16 protein-coding genes are annotated in these 16,421 nt (G+C 61.6%); 8 read left to right on the forward strand and 8 right to left on the reverse strand.

Going from position 1 to position 16,421, the window contains the following annotated elements; translation table 11 throughout:
• Positions 1–61 precede the first annotated feature (61 nt).
• Entirely contained in the window at positions 62–2,326 is a 2,265-nt protein-coding gene (locus tag L901_RS13325) for a methyl-accepting chemotaxis protein (protein ID WP_059757424.1), read from the reverse strand.
• 189 nt (positions 2,327–2,515) lie between these two features.
• Here L901_RS13325 and L901_RS13330 point away from each other — a divergent pair, with 189 nt between their 5' ends.
• The 4 genes from L901_RS13330 to L901_RS13345 are packed head-to-tail and all read left to right on the forward strand — an operon-like array spanning position 2,516 to position 5,984.
• Entirely contained in the window at positions 2,516–3,355 is an 840-nt protein-coding gene (locus tag L901_RS13330; RefSeq protein WP_059757426.1) for a glycosyltransferase family 2 protein, read from the forward strand.
• A gap of 20 nt (positions 3,356–3,375) precedes the next feature.
• Positions 3,376–3,663 carry a lipid-A-disaccharide synthase N-terminal domain-containing protein gene (locus L901_RS13335; protein ID WP_031233742.1) on the forward strand — a complete coding sequence of 96 codons (288 nt, stop codon included), beginning with the start codon at positions 3,376–3,378 and terminating at the stop codon, positions 3,661–3,663.
• Entirely contained in the window at positions 3,638–5,146 is a 1,509-nt protein-coding gene (locus tag L901_RS13340) for a glycosyltransferase family 39 protein (RefSeq protein ID WP_059757429.1), read from the forward strand. The genes L901_RS13335 and L901_RS13340 overlap by 26 nt, the downstream gene beginning before the upstream one ends.
• A complete protein-coding gene (locus L901_RS13345; protein WP_059757431.1) occupies positions 5,136–5,984 on the forward strand; it encodes a phosphatase PAP2 family protein in 849 nt (282 codons plus the stop codon). Before L901_RS13340 ends, L901_RS13345 begins: the two co-directional genes overlap by 11 nt.
• A 249-nt stretch (positions 5,985–6,233) precedes the next feature.
• Here the strand turns inward: L901_RS13345 and L901_RS13350 are convergent, their stop codons facing one another.
• From L901_RS13350 to lgt, 6 genes are all read right to left on the reverse strand, one after another.
• Positions 6,234–7,166, reverse strand: coding sequence for a ribose-phosphate pyrophosphokinase (locus tag L901_RS13350; protein WP_003522877.1), 933 nt, complete (start codon positions 7,164–7,166; stop codon positions 6,234–6,236).
• A 221-nt stretch (positions 7,167–7,387) separates the two neighbouring features.
• Positions 7,388–8,137, reverse strand: coding sequence for a hypothetical protein (locus L901_RS13355; protein ID WP_059757434.1), 750 nt, complete (start codon positions 8,135–8,137; stop codon positions 7,388–7,390).
• Positions 8,138–8,226: 89 nt separating this feature from the next.
• The gene (locus L901_RS13360) at positions 8,227–9,378 is read right to left on the reverse strand and encodes a Xaa-Pro peptidase family protein (RefSeq protein ID WP_059757437.1); all 1,152 of its coding nucleotides are present in this window, start codon (positions 9,376–9,378) and stop codon (positions 8,227–8,229) included.
• A 1-nt stretch (position 9,379) separates the two neighbouring features.
• Entirely contained in the window at positions 9,380–10,174 is a 795-nt protein-coding gene (gene pgeF / locus L901_RS13365; protein ID WP_059757440.1) for a peptidoglycan editing factor PgeF, read from the reverse strand.
• 151 nt (positions 10,175–10,325) lie between these two features.
• Positions 10,326–11,426 (reverse strand): class I SAM-dependent methyltransferase, encoded by a 1,101-nt coding sequence (locus L901_RS13370; RefSeq protein ID WP_059757442.1) that lies wholly within the window; start codon positions 11,424–11,426, stop codon positions 10,326–10,328.
• Positions 11,427–11,441: 15 nt separating this feature from the next.
• Complete coding sequence (lgt, locus tag L901_RS13375; RefSeq protein WP_059757445.1) at positions 11,442–12,254, reverse strand: prolipoprotein diacylglyceryl transferase; 813 nt, start codon at positions 12,252–12,254, stop codon at positions 11,442–11,444.
• 308 nt (positions 12,255–12,562) lie between these two features.
• Between lgt and L901_RS13380 the strand changes: the two genes are divergently transcribed.
• From L901_RS13380 to L901_RS13395, 4 genes are all read left to right on the forward strand, one after another.
• Positions 12,563–12,826, forward strand: a complete 264-nt coding sequence (locus L901_RS13380; RefSeq protein WP_003522871.1) for an accessory factor UbiK family protein — start codon at positions 12,563–12,565, stop codon at positions 12,824–12,826.
• 428 nt (positions 12,827–13,254) lie between these two features.
• Positions 13,255–13,755: a YbjN domain-containing protein gene (locus tag L901_RS13385; protein ID WP_003522870.1), complete on the forward strand. Its 501-nt coding sequence runs from the start codon at positions 13,255–13,257 to the stop codon at positions 13,753–13,755.
• 1 nt (position 13,756) lies between these two features.
• Positions 13,757–14,575, forward strand: coding sequence for a pyrroline-5-carboxylate reductase (gene proC / locus L901_RS13390; protein ID WP_059757448.1), 819 nt, complete (start codon positions 13,757–13,759; stop codon positions 14,573–14,575).
• 11 nt (positions 14,576–14,586) lie between these two features.
• On the forward strand, positions 14,587–14,928 hold the full coding sequence (locus tag L901_RS13395; RefSeq protein WP_059757451.1) for a tRNA-binding protein: 342 nt from the start codon (positions 14,587–14,589) through the stop codon (positions 14,926–14,928).
• A 95-nt stretch (positions 14,929–15,023) separates the two neighbouring features.
• Here the strand turns inward: L901_RS13395 and L901_RS13400 are convergent, their stop codons facing one another.
• Positions 15,024–16,403: an ATP-binding protein gene (locus L901_RS13400; protein WP_059757454.1), complete on the reverse strand. Its 1,380-nt coding sequence runs from the start codon at positions 16,401–16,403 to the stop codon at positions 15,024–15,026.
• Between the last annotated feature and the right edge of the window lie 18 nt (positions 16,404–16,421).

The following is a 16,421-nucleotide window of genomic DNA, read 5'->3' on the forward strand; positions in this document are numbered from 1 at the left end:
GGGAGCCCGGCTTCAAACAGAAAGGCCGGAGGTTTCGCCTCCGGCCTTTTTTCGTTGCGGTTTATGCCGCGTAACGCTGGTCCCGTTGGCGGGCGCCACCGACCGAGAATTGCCCCACCTGTTCGGTCAGGCCGTCCGCCTCGCTGGATAGCGAGAAGGCGGCCGCCGTCGTTTCCTCCACCATGGCCGCGTTCTGCTGCGTTACATGGTCGAGTTCGTTGACGGAGGCGTTGATTTCGCTGAGGCGGCCGGACTGTTCGCGCGATGCGGTGGCGATCTCGCCGATCTGGTCGTTGACCGACTGGATGCGTTTCTGAATCTGCTCGAGGCTTTCACCCGTCTTCAGCACCAGCGCCACGCCGCTTTCCACATCGCCCGCCGAGGTGGCGATCAGCGTCGTGATGTCCCGGGCGGCGGCTGCCGATTTCTGGGCAAGCTCGCGAACTTCCTGCGCCACAACGGCAAAGCCCTTGCCGGCTTCGCCGGCGCGGGCGGCTTCCACACCGGCATTCAGCGCCAGCAGATTGGTCTGGAAGGCGATCTGGTCGATGACGTCGATGATCTGGCGGATCTTGGCCGACGAGGTTTCGATGCGTTCCATCGCGACGATCGCTTCTTTAACGACGGCCGTGGACTTGTGCGCATCCTGCATCGTGCCCGCCGTCGCCTCGACGGCGACATTGCAGCGCGACAGTGAGAGATTGACGGCCTGCGTCATGTCTCCGAGTGCCGCTGCCGCTTCCTCAAGGGCTGCGGCCTGACGTTCGGTGCGCCGCGACAGGTCTTCCGATGCGCTTTTCAGTTCGCCGGAGCCGGAGCGGATGGCATTGGCGCTTTCGCCGATATTGGAGATGGTCGCTTCCAGGCCCGCCATGGAGTTGTTGAAGTCGATGCGCAGATGATCGAGCGACGGCACGAAGGATTTGTCGATGCGGAGATCGAGCCTGCCGGCGGCAAGATTGGCAAGACCGGTGGCAAGCGCGTCGACAGCCTCTTCCAGTTCTTTCGCGCTTCTTGCCTTTTCCATTTCCCGCTGGGCGCGTTCCTCGTCCAGTTCTTCGCTCTTGCGATGGGATTCGGCTTCCATGCGCTGCTTGTCCAGAATGCCCTGACGGAAGGATTCCAGCGCGCGCGCCATGGTGCCGATCTCATCGCCACGGGAAACGGCCTTGATCTCGATGTTGTTTTCACCGCCGTTCAGGCGCTCCATCAGCCCCGCAAGGCCGGTCAGCGGCTTGGTCAGGCTTGCGGAAACGAAAATGCCGATCAGCGTCATGATCGCAAGCACGGCCAGTGTCGCGACCGTCGCCCAGAAGGCGAGATCGTTGGCGGCGGCGAGAACCTTGCTTTCCTGCTGGCCGATGGCCAGAAGATGTTTCTGTCCGAAGACGGAGACCGGGCGATAGGCATAGAAGATGTTGCCCGCAGGTGTCTGCGCCATCACCGTTCCGGCGTTGTTTGCGTTGGAAAGGGCGGCGAGGCTTGCTGAAACGGCAGCATCAGCGCCGCCCGAGAGTACGCCGGCCCGACGTTTGCCGTCGGCGCTCAGGAGAACGGCGTCATCGATGGTCTTGCCGGTTTCCTCGGGCGTCACCACCGCGCCGATGCGATCGGCGGCGATGCGCATGATGACGGCGCCCTTGCGCTGAAGCTGGCCCCAGTTGGAGACGGCGAGCGGCATGCCGATCATGGCCGAATCATTTTCGCCGCCGCTGAAACCGGTGGTGCTGACGACGCCGTCCTTGCCGGCTTCGATGCGGTCGAACAGGTCCTTGATCGCGGCGTTTTGCGGTTCCGTCACGCTGGTGAGGAAGTTCTTCCCCTTCGTCACGGTGTAAATAATGAGGCCGGTCTTGTCGATCACATAGATGTCGCTGACGCGGGTGTTGCGCCAGACGCTGGCGATGGTGGCGTTGATGGTGGCGTGGCGAATGGCGTAAAGCAGTCGCAGGCCTTCGCCATTGAAGGAGGCGCGCTCCTCTTCGGAGACGCCCTCGCGGCGGAAAGCCTGGATGATCGCATCCCTTTCCGTCGGCACAACGGTGGTCATCGTTTCCAGCGCCTGTGCGACCGCGGCGTTTTGCGACAGCTCGGAAATGCTCTGTTCGACGCGCAAAGTATAGGCGTCAAGCTGCTTGGACTGGTTGCCTGCAACCGTTTCGAGCCTGATTTCGCTGGCGTCGATCAGTCCCGACTTCCCCATCTCGTAGGACAACAACCCCACGGAAAGACATGAAACCAGCGTCGCGCCCGTGACGAGCGCTGCGAATTTGGCCTTTATCGACAATGATTTAGCTTTGACAGCAGTCGGATTTACACCCGGCATCCTGTTTCCTCCCCCCAAAAAACGTGGCCATACCGTGGCAAAAATTGTTTACGGTCGCGTTAAAAGCGCTGGGAATTGTACGATTATTTCCCGCATGCCGTGAAAAAATAGCCGGCCGCCACTGACGCGTTTCCCGTAATAAAACTGCAATAGAACGGGCGCATATCGAGTGAAGTTCAACGGCTGTTCATGTTCATGCAAGCTTTCCGCGCTCCTTCTCTCGCCACTATCAATGATGTCTGCGGACTGAATGCGGACGGATATGACGGAGCCAGCGTGAAACCGAGGCCGGATTTCGCCGTTGTCGTGCCCATGCACAATGAGCAAGCGAGTGTGGAAACGCTCGTGGCGGAGATTTTTGCCGCCTGCCAGCCCGTCGGCGCCTTCGAGATCGTGGTGGTGGACGACGCATCTTCGGACGGCACGGTCGATGCGGCGCTTGCGCTTGGCGATCGTTACCCGATGCTGCGGCTGGTCCGCCATGATCGTCAGGGCGGACAGTCTGCGGCGATCCACAGCGGTGTGCAGGCGGCGCGTGCGCCGGTCATCTGCATGCTGGATGGAGACGGGCAGAACCCGCCGGACAATCTGCCGGCTCTTCTCGCGCCGCTTCTTTCCGCCAGCGCTCCCAGCCGGCTCGGCCTTGTGGCCGGCCAGCGTGTCGGCCGGCGCGATACGCTTGGAAAACGCCTCTCCTCCCGCTTCGCCAACGGGCTTCGGGCGCGGATATTAAAGGACGGCACGCGCGACACCGGCTGCGGGCTCAAGGCCTTCCGCCGCGACGCCTATCTCGCCTTGCCCTATTTCGATCATCACCATCGCTATTTCCCGGCGCTGTTCAACCGCGACGGCTGGCAGGTCACCCATGTCGACGTCACGCACCGGGCGCGGCTGCACGGGAATTCCCATTACACCAATATCGGCCGCGCGCTTGTCGGCATCCACGATCTGATCGGCGTCGCCTGGCTGCTGCGCCGGCGCAAGCGGTCAAGCTGGGCTGAAACTTTCAAAACGGAGACATTGCCGTGAACGCACCGGCTTTATGGTCCATGCTGCATGTGAACAGCTGGAAGGAATTTCTGTGGGTCTGCACCGGCTTCATGGGCCAGATGCTGTTTACCATGCGTTTTCTGGTTCAATGGATTTCGTCGGAACGGGCAAACCGCTCGGTCATTCCGGTGGCCTTCTGGTATTTTTCCGTTCTCGGCGGTCTGGTGCTGCTTTCCTACGCCATCTGGCGGCGCGATCCGGTCTTCATTCTGGGTCAGGCGTCCGGCCTTTTCATCTATGCCCGAAATCTCTGGTTGATTCATGCAGAACGCCGCCAGCATGCATGAGGCGGCGACCCTGCCTTATGCGCAGGCAGGCGATGAGCGCCGATGGCTGACATTTGCATTCGTGGCGATCGTCCTCGTAACCGCGCTGCGCGTCGTTGGGCTGGCCTTCAACCGTACCGACCTTTTCGTCGATGAGGCGCAATATTGGCTATGGGGCAGGGAGATGGCGCTCGGCGCCTATTCCAAGCCGCCCCTGATCGGCTGGCTCATTCGCGCGGCAACCGTTCTGGGCGGCGGCGAGGGCACGTTTCAGGTTCGGCTGGCCGCACCCGTGGTGCATGGTGTAGCGGCGGCGGCCATCCTTGCGCTCGGCCGCATGATCTACGATGTCAGGCTGGCATCCCTGGCCGCCCTTATCTATCTGACCCTGCCGGCCGTAACGCTCGGCAGCCTGCTGATCTCGACCGATACGCCGATGATGCTGTTCATCGTGCTGTCGATGATCTCCGTGCGGAAGCTTGCGCTCGCCCGCAGCGAGGGCAGGGCGGCGTTGGGCTGGAGCATCGCCCTCGGTCTCTGCTTCGGCCTCGGGCTGATGTCGAAATATGCGATGATCTATTTTCTGCCCTGCTTCATCGCCGCCGGCTGGCTCTGTGAGGCATGGCGCATCCGGCTGCGTGACGCGGCGATTGCTGCGCTGGTCTGCGCTGCCGTCATCGCGCCCAATCTGTGGTGGAACGCGGCGCATGATTTCATGACCGCACGCCATACGGCGGATAATGCGAATTGGCATGGCGTCCAGCTGAAGATCGGTTCCGCGCTGGAATTCTTCTTCTCCCAGGCGGGTGTGGTCGGACCATTCGTTTTCGTCGGCATGATCGTCGCAACAATTCGTGCGAAGAATGCCGAAACCCGGGCGCTGGTCGCTCTTTCGGTGCCGATCGTTCTTCTGATTACCGCGCAGGGTTTGATGTCACGGGCGCTCGCCAACTGGGCGGTCGGGGCCTATGCGGCGGGCGTGCTGCTGGCGGTGCCGGTCCTGGCGTCGCGGCGTTGGCTCACCGTGTCCACGCTTGTGCTCGGCGGCATCGTGGCCGTCGCGCTGCCGCTGATGACCATTGTCGGAACGCAATTGCGCCTGCCGAAAGGTGAACTGGCGATGGCGCGGTATCTCGGGCGCGCCGAGCTGGTGTCGACCGGCCTGTTACGGGCGCGCGAGGCGGGTGCGGACGCCATCGTCGCTACCGACCGCTCGATACTTGCCGAGCTTTTTTATCAGCTTCGGGATGAGAAGCAGGTGATGACGCGCGCGCTGCCCGAGACCGGCGTGCCTTCCAGTCACTATGCGCTTCTTTACCCGCTGAAACCCGGCGAGGCGAAAAATCCCCTGTTCCTGGCAAGTGCGGACGGCCTGCCGGCCTGCCTTGCCGGCGAGGCGCCGGTCGCTCGCTGGACCGCCGGGCCGGGTTTCCTCGAAGGCAGGGAAATCGGACTCTGGCGCCTGCTGCCGCGATGCATGCCGGAGGGCAGCAATGGACAATGATCTTTCGCATATGCGGATCACGATCTGGGTGACACTCGCCACATTGGCGCTCGTCATCCTGTTCGCGACCTTTCCCTCCATCGATCTCAGATTCTCCGCCCTGTTTTTCTCGCCCGTCGAGCAGCCATGGTCCGGCCGTGAGCCGTTTCCCGAATGGTTGCGGGATACGCTGCGCGAAGGTACGGAGCTTGCCACCCTTCTGGCTTTCGTGATCCTTGTCGGTAATCTTCGGCTGGGTACGCTGCAAAGAACCGGCTGGCGGGTCTGGGCCTTCCTGTGCGGGCCGGTGATCCTCTGCGCCGGGCTTCTGGTCAATGGTGTGCTGAAGGCGACCATCGGCCGCGCGCGCCCATTCAGCGTCACCGAATTCGGCGGGCAGCAGCTTTTCACGCCGCCTTTCCAGTACAGTGCGCAATGTTATTCGAACTGCTCGTTTTCTTCCGGCGAAACCGCGCTGATCGCCAGTTTCTTCCTGCCGCTCTGCGTGCTCGTCTGGCCCCGGCTGCAACGGCGCGGACGGTTGGCGATGGGAAGCATCGCTGCCGGCATGATCGTCCTCATGTCCGGTTTGCGCATCGCGGCCGGCGGGCATTTCCTCAGCGATGTGGTGATGTCCATCCTGTTTTCCGCCCTCACGACCCTGTTTCTCTACCGGGCGCTGGTGATCGGACGTCATCGGCATCTGTTTACCGGCGATGCGGTTACAGCCGATACGGTCAGTATCTGGCGTAACGGTCGCCATGCTGTTCTAACCCGGGTTCGGCGCTGGTGGCCGAAAATCAAGGCCGCAGCCTCACGTCTGCAACGGCCGCCGGATGCGGGCACGGCATCGTCTTAAGAGGAACTTCGAAGTTCGCTTCAATGAGGTGAATGGCGAAGCGCGCCAGACACTCCTGCGTCATCCTCGGACTTGTCTCGAGGATCTGCGACCTGTTGATTTATTTAACATGACTAGGTCCTCGGCACAGGGCCGAGGATGACATCGAGGGAACCAGCGATTTCAAGATAGACCGCAGCCTGCCCGGAAATCTAAACCGGGCGGCAATTCGCCAGACCCTAGAATGATTGCCGAGGTTTCCGCGGCTGCTCAGTCGAACAGGCCGGAAACCGACTGTTCCTGTGCAGTGCGGTTGATCGCTTCGCCGAGCAGGCCTGCGGTGCTGACCACGCGGATATTATGCGCGGACTGGACACCGGTTGTCGGCTGGATGCTGTCGGTGATGACGAGTTCGCGCAGCTTCGAGGAGGCCACGCGGGCAACCGCGCCGCCGGAAAGCACGCCGTGGGTGATATAGGCGGTGACGCTGGTGGCGCCCTTTTTCAGCAGCGCCTCAGCGGCGTTGCAGAGTGTGCCGCCGGAATCGACGATGTCGTCGATGAGGATGCAGTCCTTGCCGGAGACATCGCCGATGACGTTCATGACTTCGGATTCGCCCGGACGGTCACGGCGCTTGTCAACGATGGCCAGAAGACAGTCGAGACGCTTGGCGAGTGCACGGGCGCGGACCACGCCGCCGACATCGGGCGAAACGACCATGACATTGTTGGTGTCGTAATGGTCCTTCACGTCGCGGGCCAGAATGGGCGCTGCGAAGAGATTGTCGGTGGGAATATCGAAGAAGCCCTGGATCTGGCCGGCATGGAGATCAAGGGTGAGAACGCGGTCGGCGCCGGCTTCGGTGATCAGATTGGCGACGAGCTTGGCGGAAATCGGGGTGCGGGGGCCGGCCTTGCGGTCCTGGCGGGCGTAACCGAAATAGGGAAGCACCGCGGTAATGCGCTTGGCAGAGGAGCGGCGCATGGCGTCGATCATGATGAGCAGTTCCATCAGATGATCATTTGCCGGGAAGGAGGTGGACTGGACGATGAAAACGTCTTCGCCGCGCACGTTCTCGCTGATTTCTACGAATATTTCCTGGTCAGCAAACCGCTTTACAGTGGCATTTCCGAGAGGAACGTTAAGATACTTGCAGATCGCTTCGGCAAGGTGCCGGTTCGAATTGCCTGCGAAAACCTTCATTGCGGCCGCCTGTTTCCATGCCATCGCCTTGCATCACGGGGCTCAATCCACCGTAACCAAGCGTCGTTCAAGGGGAGGAACATCCGGCTGAAAAGCCTTTGCCGGATACGCCTTGTTGCCATGCGCGCCTTAATAGCGCTGTTGCTTCCGATTGCAAGAGGACTCCGCGCTTTCGCAATGATTTTCGTGAAATCTCTGTGACTTCTCCCGCCGTTTTCACCTCATCCCTGTTGAGACTGCTTCCATGACGAATAGTCGTTGAGCGTTTTTGCAGCGATATCCTGCATGACCCTGTCGGTCACGGCGGCCCATGGATCGCTGCCTTTTGCCGCCACCGTTTCCTGCCCCTGCAGGCGGTGAAGCCGCACGCCATTGGCGTCCAGAATGTCCCAGACGTAAACGACATTGACCTTGGCGCCATCGGCAAAGGCGGAGAAATATCCCTTCAGGATGTTTTCGGCCGAATTGTCGTTGGAGGCCCGGATGGTCAGCCCCTTCGCCCGCGCCTCGGCCCCGAGCTGACGCGACAGCGGTGTCACCGCCTGAACCGGCGCTCCGATGATCGGCAGGAAGCGGATGGAGTTTGCGGAAGAGGCGGGCGCAAGCGATGCTGTCTGCTGTGCGGGTGCGGGTTGAGCGGCGGCGGGTGGCTGGGCTGCGGTCTGGCTCTGGCGAAGCGGCTCGCCATACTGGCTGCCGTTTGACAGCGCCTGTGCCTGCGCCTGCAACGAGTTTTGCGGTGCATAGGCGGGAACGGATGTTGCGGTTGCCGGAGCGCCCGTGGGGGCGCGGTCGGCGGCGGCGGCCATCTGGTCGAGATCGCCCTGGGTCACGGGTGTCGATTGCGAGGCATTGTGGCCGACATCCACCTGCGGTGTCAGCGCTTCCGTCGTGTTGCAGCCTGACAGGGCCAGCATCATCGCGGGAACAATGATGGCCGGAAAAAGGGGGGTGAACCCCGTCCGGCTCATGCGATTTTCCCTCTCATGTTCCGCTCCTTCTTGCCCAAGGTGGCGCAATGTAAGGGCGGTTTTCCCGCTCTGTCAAACCCGGCGGCGATTTAAGCTGTGAGAAGATCGAGGTTGTGGCGCGAGAGCGGCTCCGGTGCGGCCTCCGTGGTCAGATAGGTCTGGCCGAGCGTCATGGCCGTGCCGGAATCGGAATCCATCACGATCATATGCACGAAGAGCGTCATGTCGGCGGTGATCTCCTGCGGATTGCCGGCGTGGAACATCTGATGCTCCATCCAGGACGGCGAGAAGCGCGCGCCCAGCGAATAACCGCAGGAGTTCAGCCGATGACGGGTCAATCCGCGTTCATCCATCACGCGGGCATGGACGTCGAAGACATCGCCGAAGGTCTTGCCCGGTCGCAGCACTTCCTCGATGGCGGTGAGGTTTTGCAGGCAGGCGCTGTAAAGCTCCTTCTGGCGGAAGTCCTGTTCGCCGATCACCACCGTGCGCATCATGGCGGCATGGTAGTGGGCGCTGACACCGGCCCATTCCAGCGTCAGCTGATCCTTGGCGTCGAGCCTGCGGCGGCCGGCCTTGTAACGGCACAGCAGCGCATCCGCGCCGGAACCGACGATGAATTCATTGGCGGGGTAATCGCCGCCGCCGGCCAGAACCGCTTCCTGCATCGCCGCGAGGATCACGGCCTCGTCCGCGCCGGGCCTGATGAGCGGCAGCGCCGCATCCAGCGCCGCATCGGCCAGTTGGCCCGCCTTGCGCGCATAGGCGATCTCGGCCGGGCTTTTGACGAGCCGCAGGGTGCTGATCAGATAGGAAGCGTCGCTCATCTGGCAGAAGCTGGCGAGCTGATTGTCCAGCAGGCGGGCGACGCGGCCGGTCATGCCGTGGGTGTCGTATTCGACGCCGATCTTTGCCCCCAGCAGGTCGAGATCGCTCAGCAGGTTCTTGAGATCGAGCGTTGGGTCGGCATTGGGCCGGTCGACCCATATCAGGATATTCTCGATGATGGAGGTATTGCGGGCCTGGCGCAGATCCGCCGAGCGGGTCAGAAGCGTCATGGAGCCGTCCGATTTGACCACCAGCGTCTGGAAGAAGCAGTAGCCGAACGTGTCATAGCCGGTCAGCCAATACATGCTTTCCTGCGCGAAAAGCAGAAGGGCGTCCAGCTTCTCCTCGGCCATTTTGGCGAGCAGCCGCTCGCGGCGGGCATCGAATTCCGAAAGCTCGAAATGCAGGGCCATGTCAGTCCTCCAGAATTGCGATTGCGGAAATCTGCCGGCCATAATCGGGTTCGGCGCGGTGGGTGGTGCGGCGGTAGGAATAAAAGCGATGTTCGTCGGGATAGGTGCAGAGGCCGAGATTTTCCGCCTTCACACCGGCTTTCGTCAGCCGGTCGATGGTGAATTGCTTGAGGTCGAACAATGCGTGACCTTGCCTTTCCGTGCCTGCAAAATAATCCGCATAGGCCGGATCGATATCGGTGAAACGCGCCACATATTCCGGACCGACCTCATAGTTGTTCTGGCTGATCGAAGGGCCGAGCGAGGCGGCGATGCGCTCCCGGCTGGCGCCGAGCGTAGTCATGGTCTCGATGGTGTTTTCGAGTACGCCGAACAGCGCCCCTTTCCAGCCGGCATGGGCCGCACCCACGACGCCGGCTTCCGCATCGGCAAACAGGATCGGGCCGCAATCGGCGCTCAGCACGCCAAGCACGAAACCCGGTGTCGCGGTTACCATGGCGTCGGCCTGCGGGCGGCTGCCGTCATAGGTTTCATCGACCACGAGAACATCGGGGGAATGGATCTGGTGCACGGTGGCGAGGCGCTCCGCCGACAGGCCGAACCATTGCGTCACGCGCCGACGGTTTTCCTGCACCCGTTCCGGTTCGTCATGCGAGCCGAGGCCGACATTGAGGCCCTGATAAAGCCCTTCCGACACCCCGCCCTGCCGGGTGAAAAAACCGTGATGGATACGGTTTTTGCTATAGTCGGCGAGCAGGGGACTCTGGATGGGGAGCGGCAGCGTTGCGTTCTGCATGGTGCGGGAGTTCCTTGGAGAATATCGCTGTTGGCCAGTGAGCTACGGTTAAGCGAGATGTTTCCGGTTGCCGCGGCGTTGCGCGGCGTGTGTGATGCAGTGTGCCTGCTTCGTGTGTCGCGGCGATGTTGGCCCAGAGGTGATTGCGCTGTCAATCCACCGCGCGAAACGGCAGGAGATGAAGCGCGGGACTTGAAACGGCGATGACCTTGAAAAGTTCCCCCATCTTGCCGGCGCCTTCGCCGGCGAGGCGGTTGACCGCTTCGGCGATTTCCAGCGTCTGGTCGGGCGTGGCCTTGGCGGCAAGTGCGGCCGCACGCTCCTTGAGACCGAGACCATAGAGAAAGTCGCCCTGTCTCAGGGTGCCGTTGACGTGTACGCCGGTTGCTTCGGCCGTTTTCACGAGGCTTTCGAAATCGACATGGCTGGTGAGATCGGCTTCGCCGGGATGCGCAAGCGCCGGGTCGAAGGCATGGTTGCGCATGGCCTGCAACGTATCGCCATAACCGGCGACCAGATGGCCGTAATCGATGGCGAGCGCCGTGCCGCCATGGGCCGAGAGGCGCTGGCAGATCGCGGTCATCACGGCTTCGCGGGCAGGCGAAATCTCGAATATGGCGCCAATCGGCTGCCGTTCCGGCTGCGGCGGCAGCAAAGCCGGATCTATGCCGGCAAGCCCGGTCGAGAACACAAGTTCGTCATTGGCATCGAGGCTGACGACCCGTTCGCGAAAACCCTGCGGCGTCTTTATGAATTGCCGGATCGGAATGGCGTCGAAAAGCTCGTTGGCGACGAGGAGCAGGAAACCTTCCGGCACGTCGTCGAAACTGTCATGCCAGGTCAGCCTGTCTGCATGTGCGACCAGCGTTTCCTTCTGGATGGCGGAAAGGCGGGGGCTGGTTTCCACCAGATGCACCCGCATCGTCTCGTAAAGCGGCGGTGCGATGCGGCGGATGACGCGCAGCATGTCCGACATCATGGTGCCGCGGCCGGGGCCGATTTCCACCAGCTGCGTTTCCATGGGGGCGCCGTGCCTCTGCCAGGCGTGGACCACGAAAACGCCGAGCATTTCGCCGAAAAGCTGGCTGACTTCAGGTGCGGTGATGAAATCGCCCGAACGGCCGAAGGGCTCGCGGCTTCTGTAATAACCGTGCTCCGGATCGGCGAGGCAGAGCGAGAAGAAGTCGGTAACGCTAAGCGGACCGTTGAGCCGGATAAGTGATTTGATGCGTTGCGCGAGCGGTGTCGTCATGGCGGGTCATACCGTTCAGGCGCTTTTTGCCGCGCTGCGCGCCCGCAGAACCGCCCAGAGGCCGAGAGCGAACATGGGCGTGGAGAGCACCATGCCCATGGTCAGCCAGTTGCCGGCGAGATAACCGATCTGGGCGTCCGGTTCGCGGAAGAATTCCACGAAGATGCGCGACAGCGCGTAACCGCAGACGAAGATGCCGGTGACGACGCCGGGCGTCTTCAGCGCCCTGAAGGCATAGATGGCGATTGCCAGAATGATGACGAGCACGAGGCCTTCGAGGCCGGCTTCATAGAGCTGGCTCGGGTGTCGCGCGAAGGGGCCGCCGGTCGGGAAGACGACCGCCCATGGCACGTCGGCGATGCGCCCCCACAATTCGCCATTGATGAAATTGGCGATGCGTCCGAACAGCAGGCCGATGGGTGCCACGGCCGCGACGACGTCGAACATGCTCCAGACCGGAATGCCGTTCTTGCGGGCGAAGAGGATCATGGCGACGGTGGTGCCGATCAGGCCGCCATGGAACGACATGCCGCCATTCCATATCTCGATTGCCCTGATGGGATTGGCGGCGACGGCGGCGAGATCGTAAAACAGGATGTAGCCGATGCGCCCGCCGAGCACGATGCCGCCGGCTGCCCAAAGGATGAAATCGTCAAGATGCTGCGCCGAGATCGGCGACGTCTCGTTCGGCCACAGGCGATCCGTGCGGGCGAGGCGGCGGGCGTAAAACCAGCCGAGCATGATGCCCGCGACATAGGCGATGCCGTACCAGTGGATCGAGAGCGGGCCAAGGGACAGCGCCACCGGATCGATATTGGGGAAGGGCATGATGGCGAGTTGGGTGGGAGCGGCTAACAATCCGTATATTCCGTCATCGTTGCGGGGTGGACAACGGAACGAGCCATTGCCTCAAGGGGCCGGGCGATGATGCTCACCGGTCTCCCTGACGCCAAGGAAAATGGCGATTGCGATGGCGGCGGTCAAGGTGATTCTTCAAGCTCCGGTTCAAGATACCGTAGGCCATGCAAGCTCTTGCGATTTTTCGATTTCGCTTGCAAGGCGGCGATGGAGTGCCTACCTGAAGGCTAGCAACAGCGGGCAAGACGATGCCCCTGAACCGACGAAGGATGAGCGCCATGAGCACGACAGGCACCAACCGTTTTCTGGATGAATTCGCCAAGCTGATGACCGATGCGGCCGGCGCGGCGCAGGGTGTGCGCAAGGAAGCCGAAGCCGCTTTTCATGCGCAGGCGGATCGCTGGCTGAACAGTCTGGACGTCGTCCGGCGCGAGGAATTCGATGCCGTTCGCGAAATGGCCATTCAGGCGCGTGATGAAAACGACGCGCTGCGCGCCCGCATCGAGGCTCTGGAAGCGAAGCTTTCCGCCGCCAAGGACTGATTTTTCAACGCTTTTTTCGATGGGTCCCGGATCGCTTGCGATTCCGGGACTTTTTGTTTTCGGCCTATTCCGCCCGAAATGACTCCCGGTTGTTAAAAACGTCTCTCCGGCACGAATTTTTTGGGGCCTGTGGACACTTCCAAAAAACGCAATCGGCAGAGTCGCTTATGTATCTCGCCTGAGGTGATGGGGGAGGAGATATCCACTGTTCAAAAAGCAAAAATGGCGGGGAAGGGGTGGCAGCAGGACTCGGCCATTATACACTGATTTTAAATGATGATTCGAAAAGACCTGGTAAGCTCCAGACAGGGTGAATGCGTAATTCTGGTGGTGTCGGGCAATCGTCTCAAATGTTTATCCCGGTTTGTATGTGCGTTTTGTGCCCGGCGTTCAAAACAGGACATCCCTACCGGCTGAGAAGGTGCCGCATGAGTCTGATAGAATTTGAAATTGAGCGCCAGTCCAATCCCGTGGACATGATCGAGATCGTCGCCGCCTCGAACGACTGGTCGTTCGAACGTTCGGGCGAAGATGAGATCGCCATGACGGTCGCCGGTCACTGGGCCGATTATCACGTCTCCTTTTCATGGATGGAAGAATTCGAGGCGTTGCATCTTGCCTGCGCCTTCGACATCAAGGTGCCGGACCAGCGCGTCAACGAAGTCATTCGTCTGCTCTCCCAGGTCAACGGTCAAGTGTTGATGGGGCATTTCGATCTGTGGCGGCAGGAAGATGTGGTGATCTTCCGCCAATCCCTGCTTCTGGCCGGCGGCGCCGAACCGAACAACCAGCAGGTGGAAGTGCTGCTTTCCAGCGCTCTGGAGGCCTGCGAACAATATTATCAGGCATTCCAGTTCGTCGTCTGGTCGGGGCTGGATGCGAAAAGTGCAATCGAAGCGGTCATGTTCGAGACCGTCGGAGAAGCGTAAGATGGTGTATAAGGCTTCCGGGCCGCTCGTCCTGGTGGGCGCCGGCAATATGGGCGGCGCTCTGCTTTCAGGCTGGCTGAAAAAGGGCGTGCCGGGATCGCAGGTCATCGTCATCGATCCGCGCCCTTCCGACGCCATGCGGACGACGATTGCAGAAGCCGGAGCCACCCATAGCGAAAGCGTGCCCGAGGGCGTCAAGGCCGGTATTCTTTTTGTGGCGGTGAAGCCGCAGATGATGGAAGCCGTGCTGCCCTCACTGAAACCCCTGCTGGGCCCGGATACGGTCGTCGTTTCGATTGCGGCGGGCACCACCATCGGCACGTTCGTTTCGCATTTCGGCAAGGTTGCCGCCGTGCGGGCCATGCCCAACACACCGGCCATGGTCGGCCGTGGCGTCACGGGGGCCTATGCCAACGAGCTGGTGACGCCGGAGCTTAAAACGGTAGTGGACGGGCTGCTGAAAGTCAGTGGTCCCGTCGAATGGGTGGATGCCGAAAGCGATATCGACGCGGTGACCGCGGTTTCGGGAAGCGGCCCGGCCTATGTCTTCTATCTGGTGGAATGCATGGCCGAAGCCGGCCGCAAGGCCGGTCTGCCGGCGGATGTGGCCATGCGTCTGGCGCGCGAAACCGTGGCCGGCGCCGGTGAGCTGCTGCATCAGTCCCCCGACGAGGCGGCGCGCCTGCGCCAGAATGTGACCTCGCCGGGCGGCACCACGGCTGCGGCGCTGTCCGTTTTGATGGCCGAAGACGGCATGCAGCCGCTGTTCGACAGGGCGGTCGCTGCCGCAAAAACGCGCGCCGAAGAGCTGGCGGGCTGAAGGGGCGGGCCATGGGCGGTGAAATTTCCTATGCCGATTTCGAGAAGGTCGATATCCGTGTCGGCACCATCATCGAAGCGGAGCCTTTTCCCGAAGCGCGTAAACCCGCCTTCAAGGTGAAGATCGATTTCGGGCCGGAGATCGGCGTCAAGAAATCCTCGGCGCAGATCACGGTGCATTATACGCTGGAAAGCCTTGTCGGCCGGCAGGTTCTGGGCGTGGTGAATTTTCCGCCGCGCCAGATCGGCCCTTTCCGGTCCGAGGTCCTGACGCTCGGTTTTGCCGATGCCAATGGCGATATCGTGCTTGCCGCCGTTGAGCGCCCGGTGCCGAACGGCGAGAAAATGTGCTGATGGAACACGACGGCTCAGTGCCGGAGTGATGGAAACGGCAAGTCCGGGTCAAGGAGTTAGAGTGTTTTCGCGATTCGAAGAAAAGCGAAAAAACTCTAAGCCGGAATTTTGACGATTACCCGCAATCCACCCATCGGGCTTTCATCGAGCGTCACATCGCCGCCGTGGCTGCGGGCGATATCGCGGACGATGGAAAGGCCAAGGCCGGTGCCCGAAGCATTGAGGTTGCGCGCCTCGTCCAGCCGGAAGAACGGCTTGAACACATCCTCGCGTGAGTTCTCCGGAATGCCCGGCCCGTCATCGTCAAATGTCATGATGATGGAACGCGGCGCCTTGCGGATATCGATGTGGAGATTGCCGGCGTAGCGCCGTGCATTTTCGGCCAGATTGGCGACGAGCCGGGACAGTGCGTTCGGCCGCGCGATGATCCGCTCGATATTATAAAGCTCGTAGCTGAATTTCTTGCCGTGCAGCTCGAAATCATGGCCGATTTTTTCGAGAAGCGCCGGAAGCTCCAGCGTGCCGACATCCTCTTCGACATCGGTACGGGCAAAGGTCAGATAGGCCTCCAGCATCGACTGCATGTCCTCGACATCCTTGTCGAGCCCCTCGAGGTCGGGATTGTCGCCCGCGAGCGCCAGTTGCAGCTTGAAGCGGGTGAGGATGGTGCGCAGGTCGTGGCTGACGCCGTTCAGCATGGCGGTGCGCTGCTCCATCTGCCGCTCGATACGCTCGCGCATCAGGATGAAGGCGAGGCCAGCGCGCCGCACCTCATCCGCACCGCGCGGGGAATAGCCGCTGATCTTCTGGCCCTTGCCGAAGTTTTCCGCCGCCTTGGCGAGTGCTTCGATGGGTTTGATCTGCCCGCGCAGGAAAAGGATGGAGATGGCGATCAGCACCAGCGACGCCCCGACCATCCAGACAAGGAAGATATGGGTGTTGGAGGCATAGGCCGAACTGCGGCGGGTGAAGACGCGCAGGGTCTTGTCTTCGAGCTGGATGCGGATTTCCACCAGCGAGCCGTTGCCATAGGTATCGATCCAGAACGGCCTGCCGATCTGCTGTGTCAGCTGATCCGCGAGGATCCTGTCAAGGATCGAAAACAGCGGCTCCGGTCTCGGGGCCGGCAGGTCTGTCTTCGGTTCGATATAGACGCTGAGATCCAGCTTGTCGCGGGCGATGCGGATGACGCGCTGATAGTCGTCTTCCTCCGGGTCCGTCTGCAGCAGCTCGATAATCGCGGCGATATCGCGCGTTACGGCGGCGGAGAGGCGCTCCGTCACGAGCTGCCAGTGGCGTTCCATGAAGACGGCCGCGACCACGCCCTGAAGCAGGATCATCGGCAGGATGATGATGAGCAGCGAACGGGTGTAGAGGCCGGTGGGCAGCCAGTGGCGCAGCCATCTGCCCGACATGCGCCAAGCCTTGGCCGCGCCGCTGTTTCTGACCGTGCTGAGAAAATCGAGGCTCGCCATGGCCGTGCGTTCGCCCTT

It is taken from the genome of Agrobacterium sp. D14 (assembly GCF_001526505.1).
Taxonomy (GTDB): domain Bacteria; phylum Pseudomonadota; class Alphaproteobacteria; order Rhizobiales; family Rhizobiaceae; genus Agrobacterium; species Agrobacterium leguminum.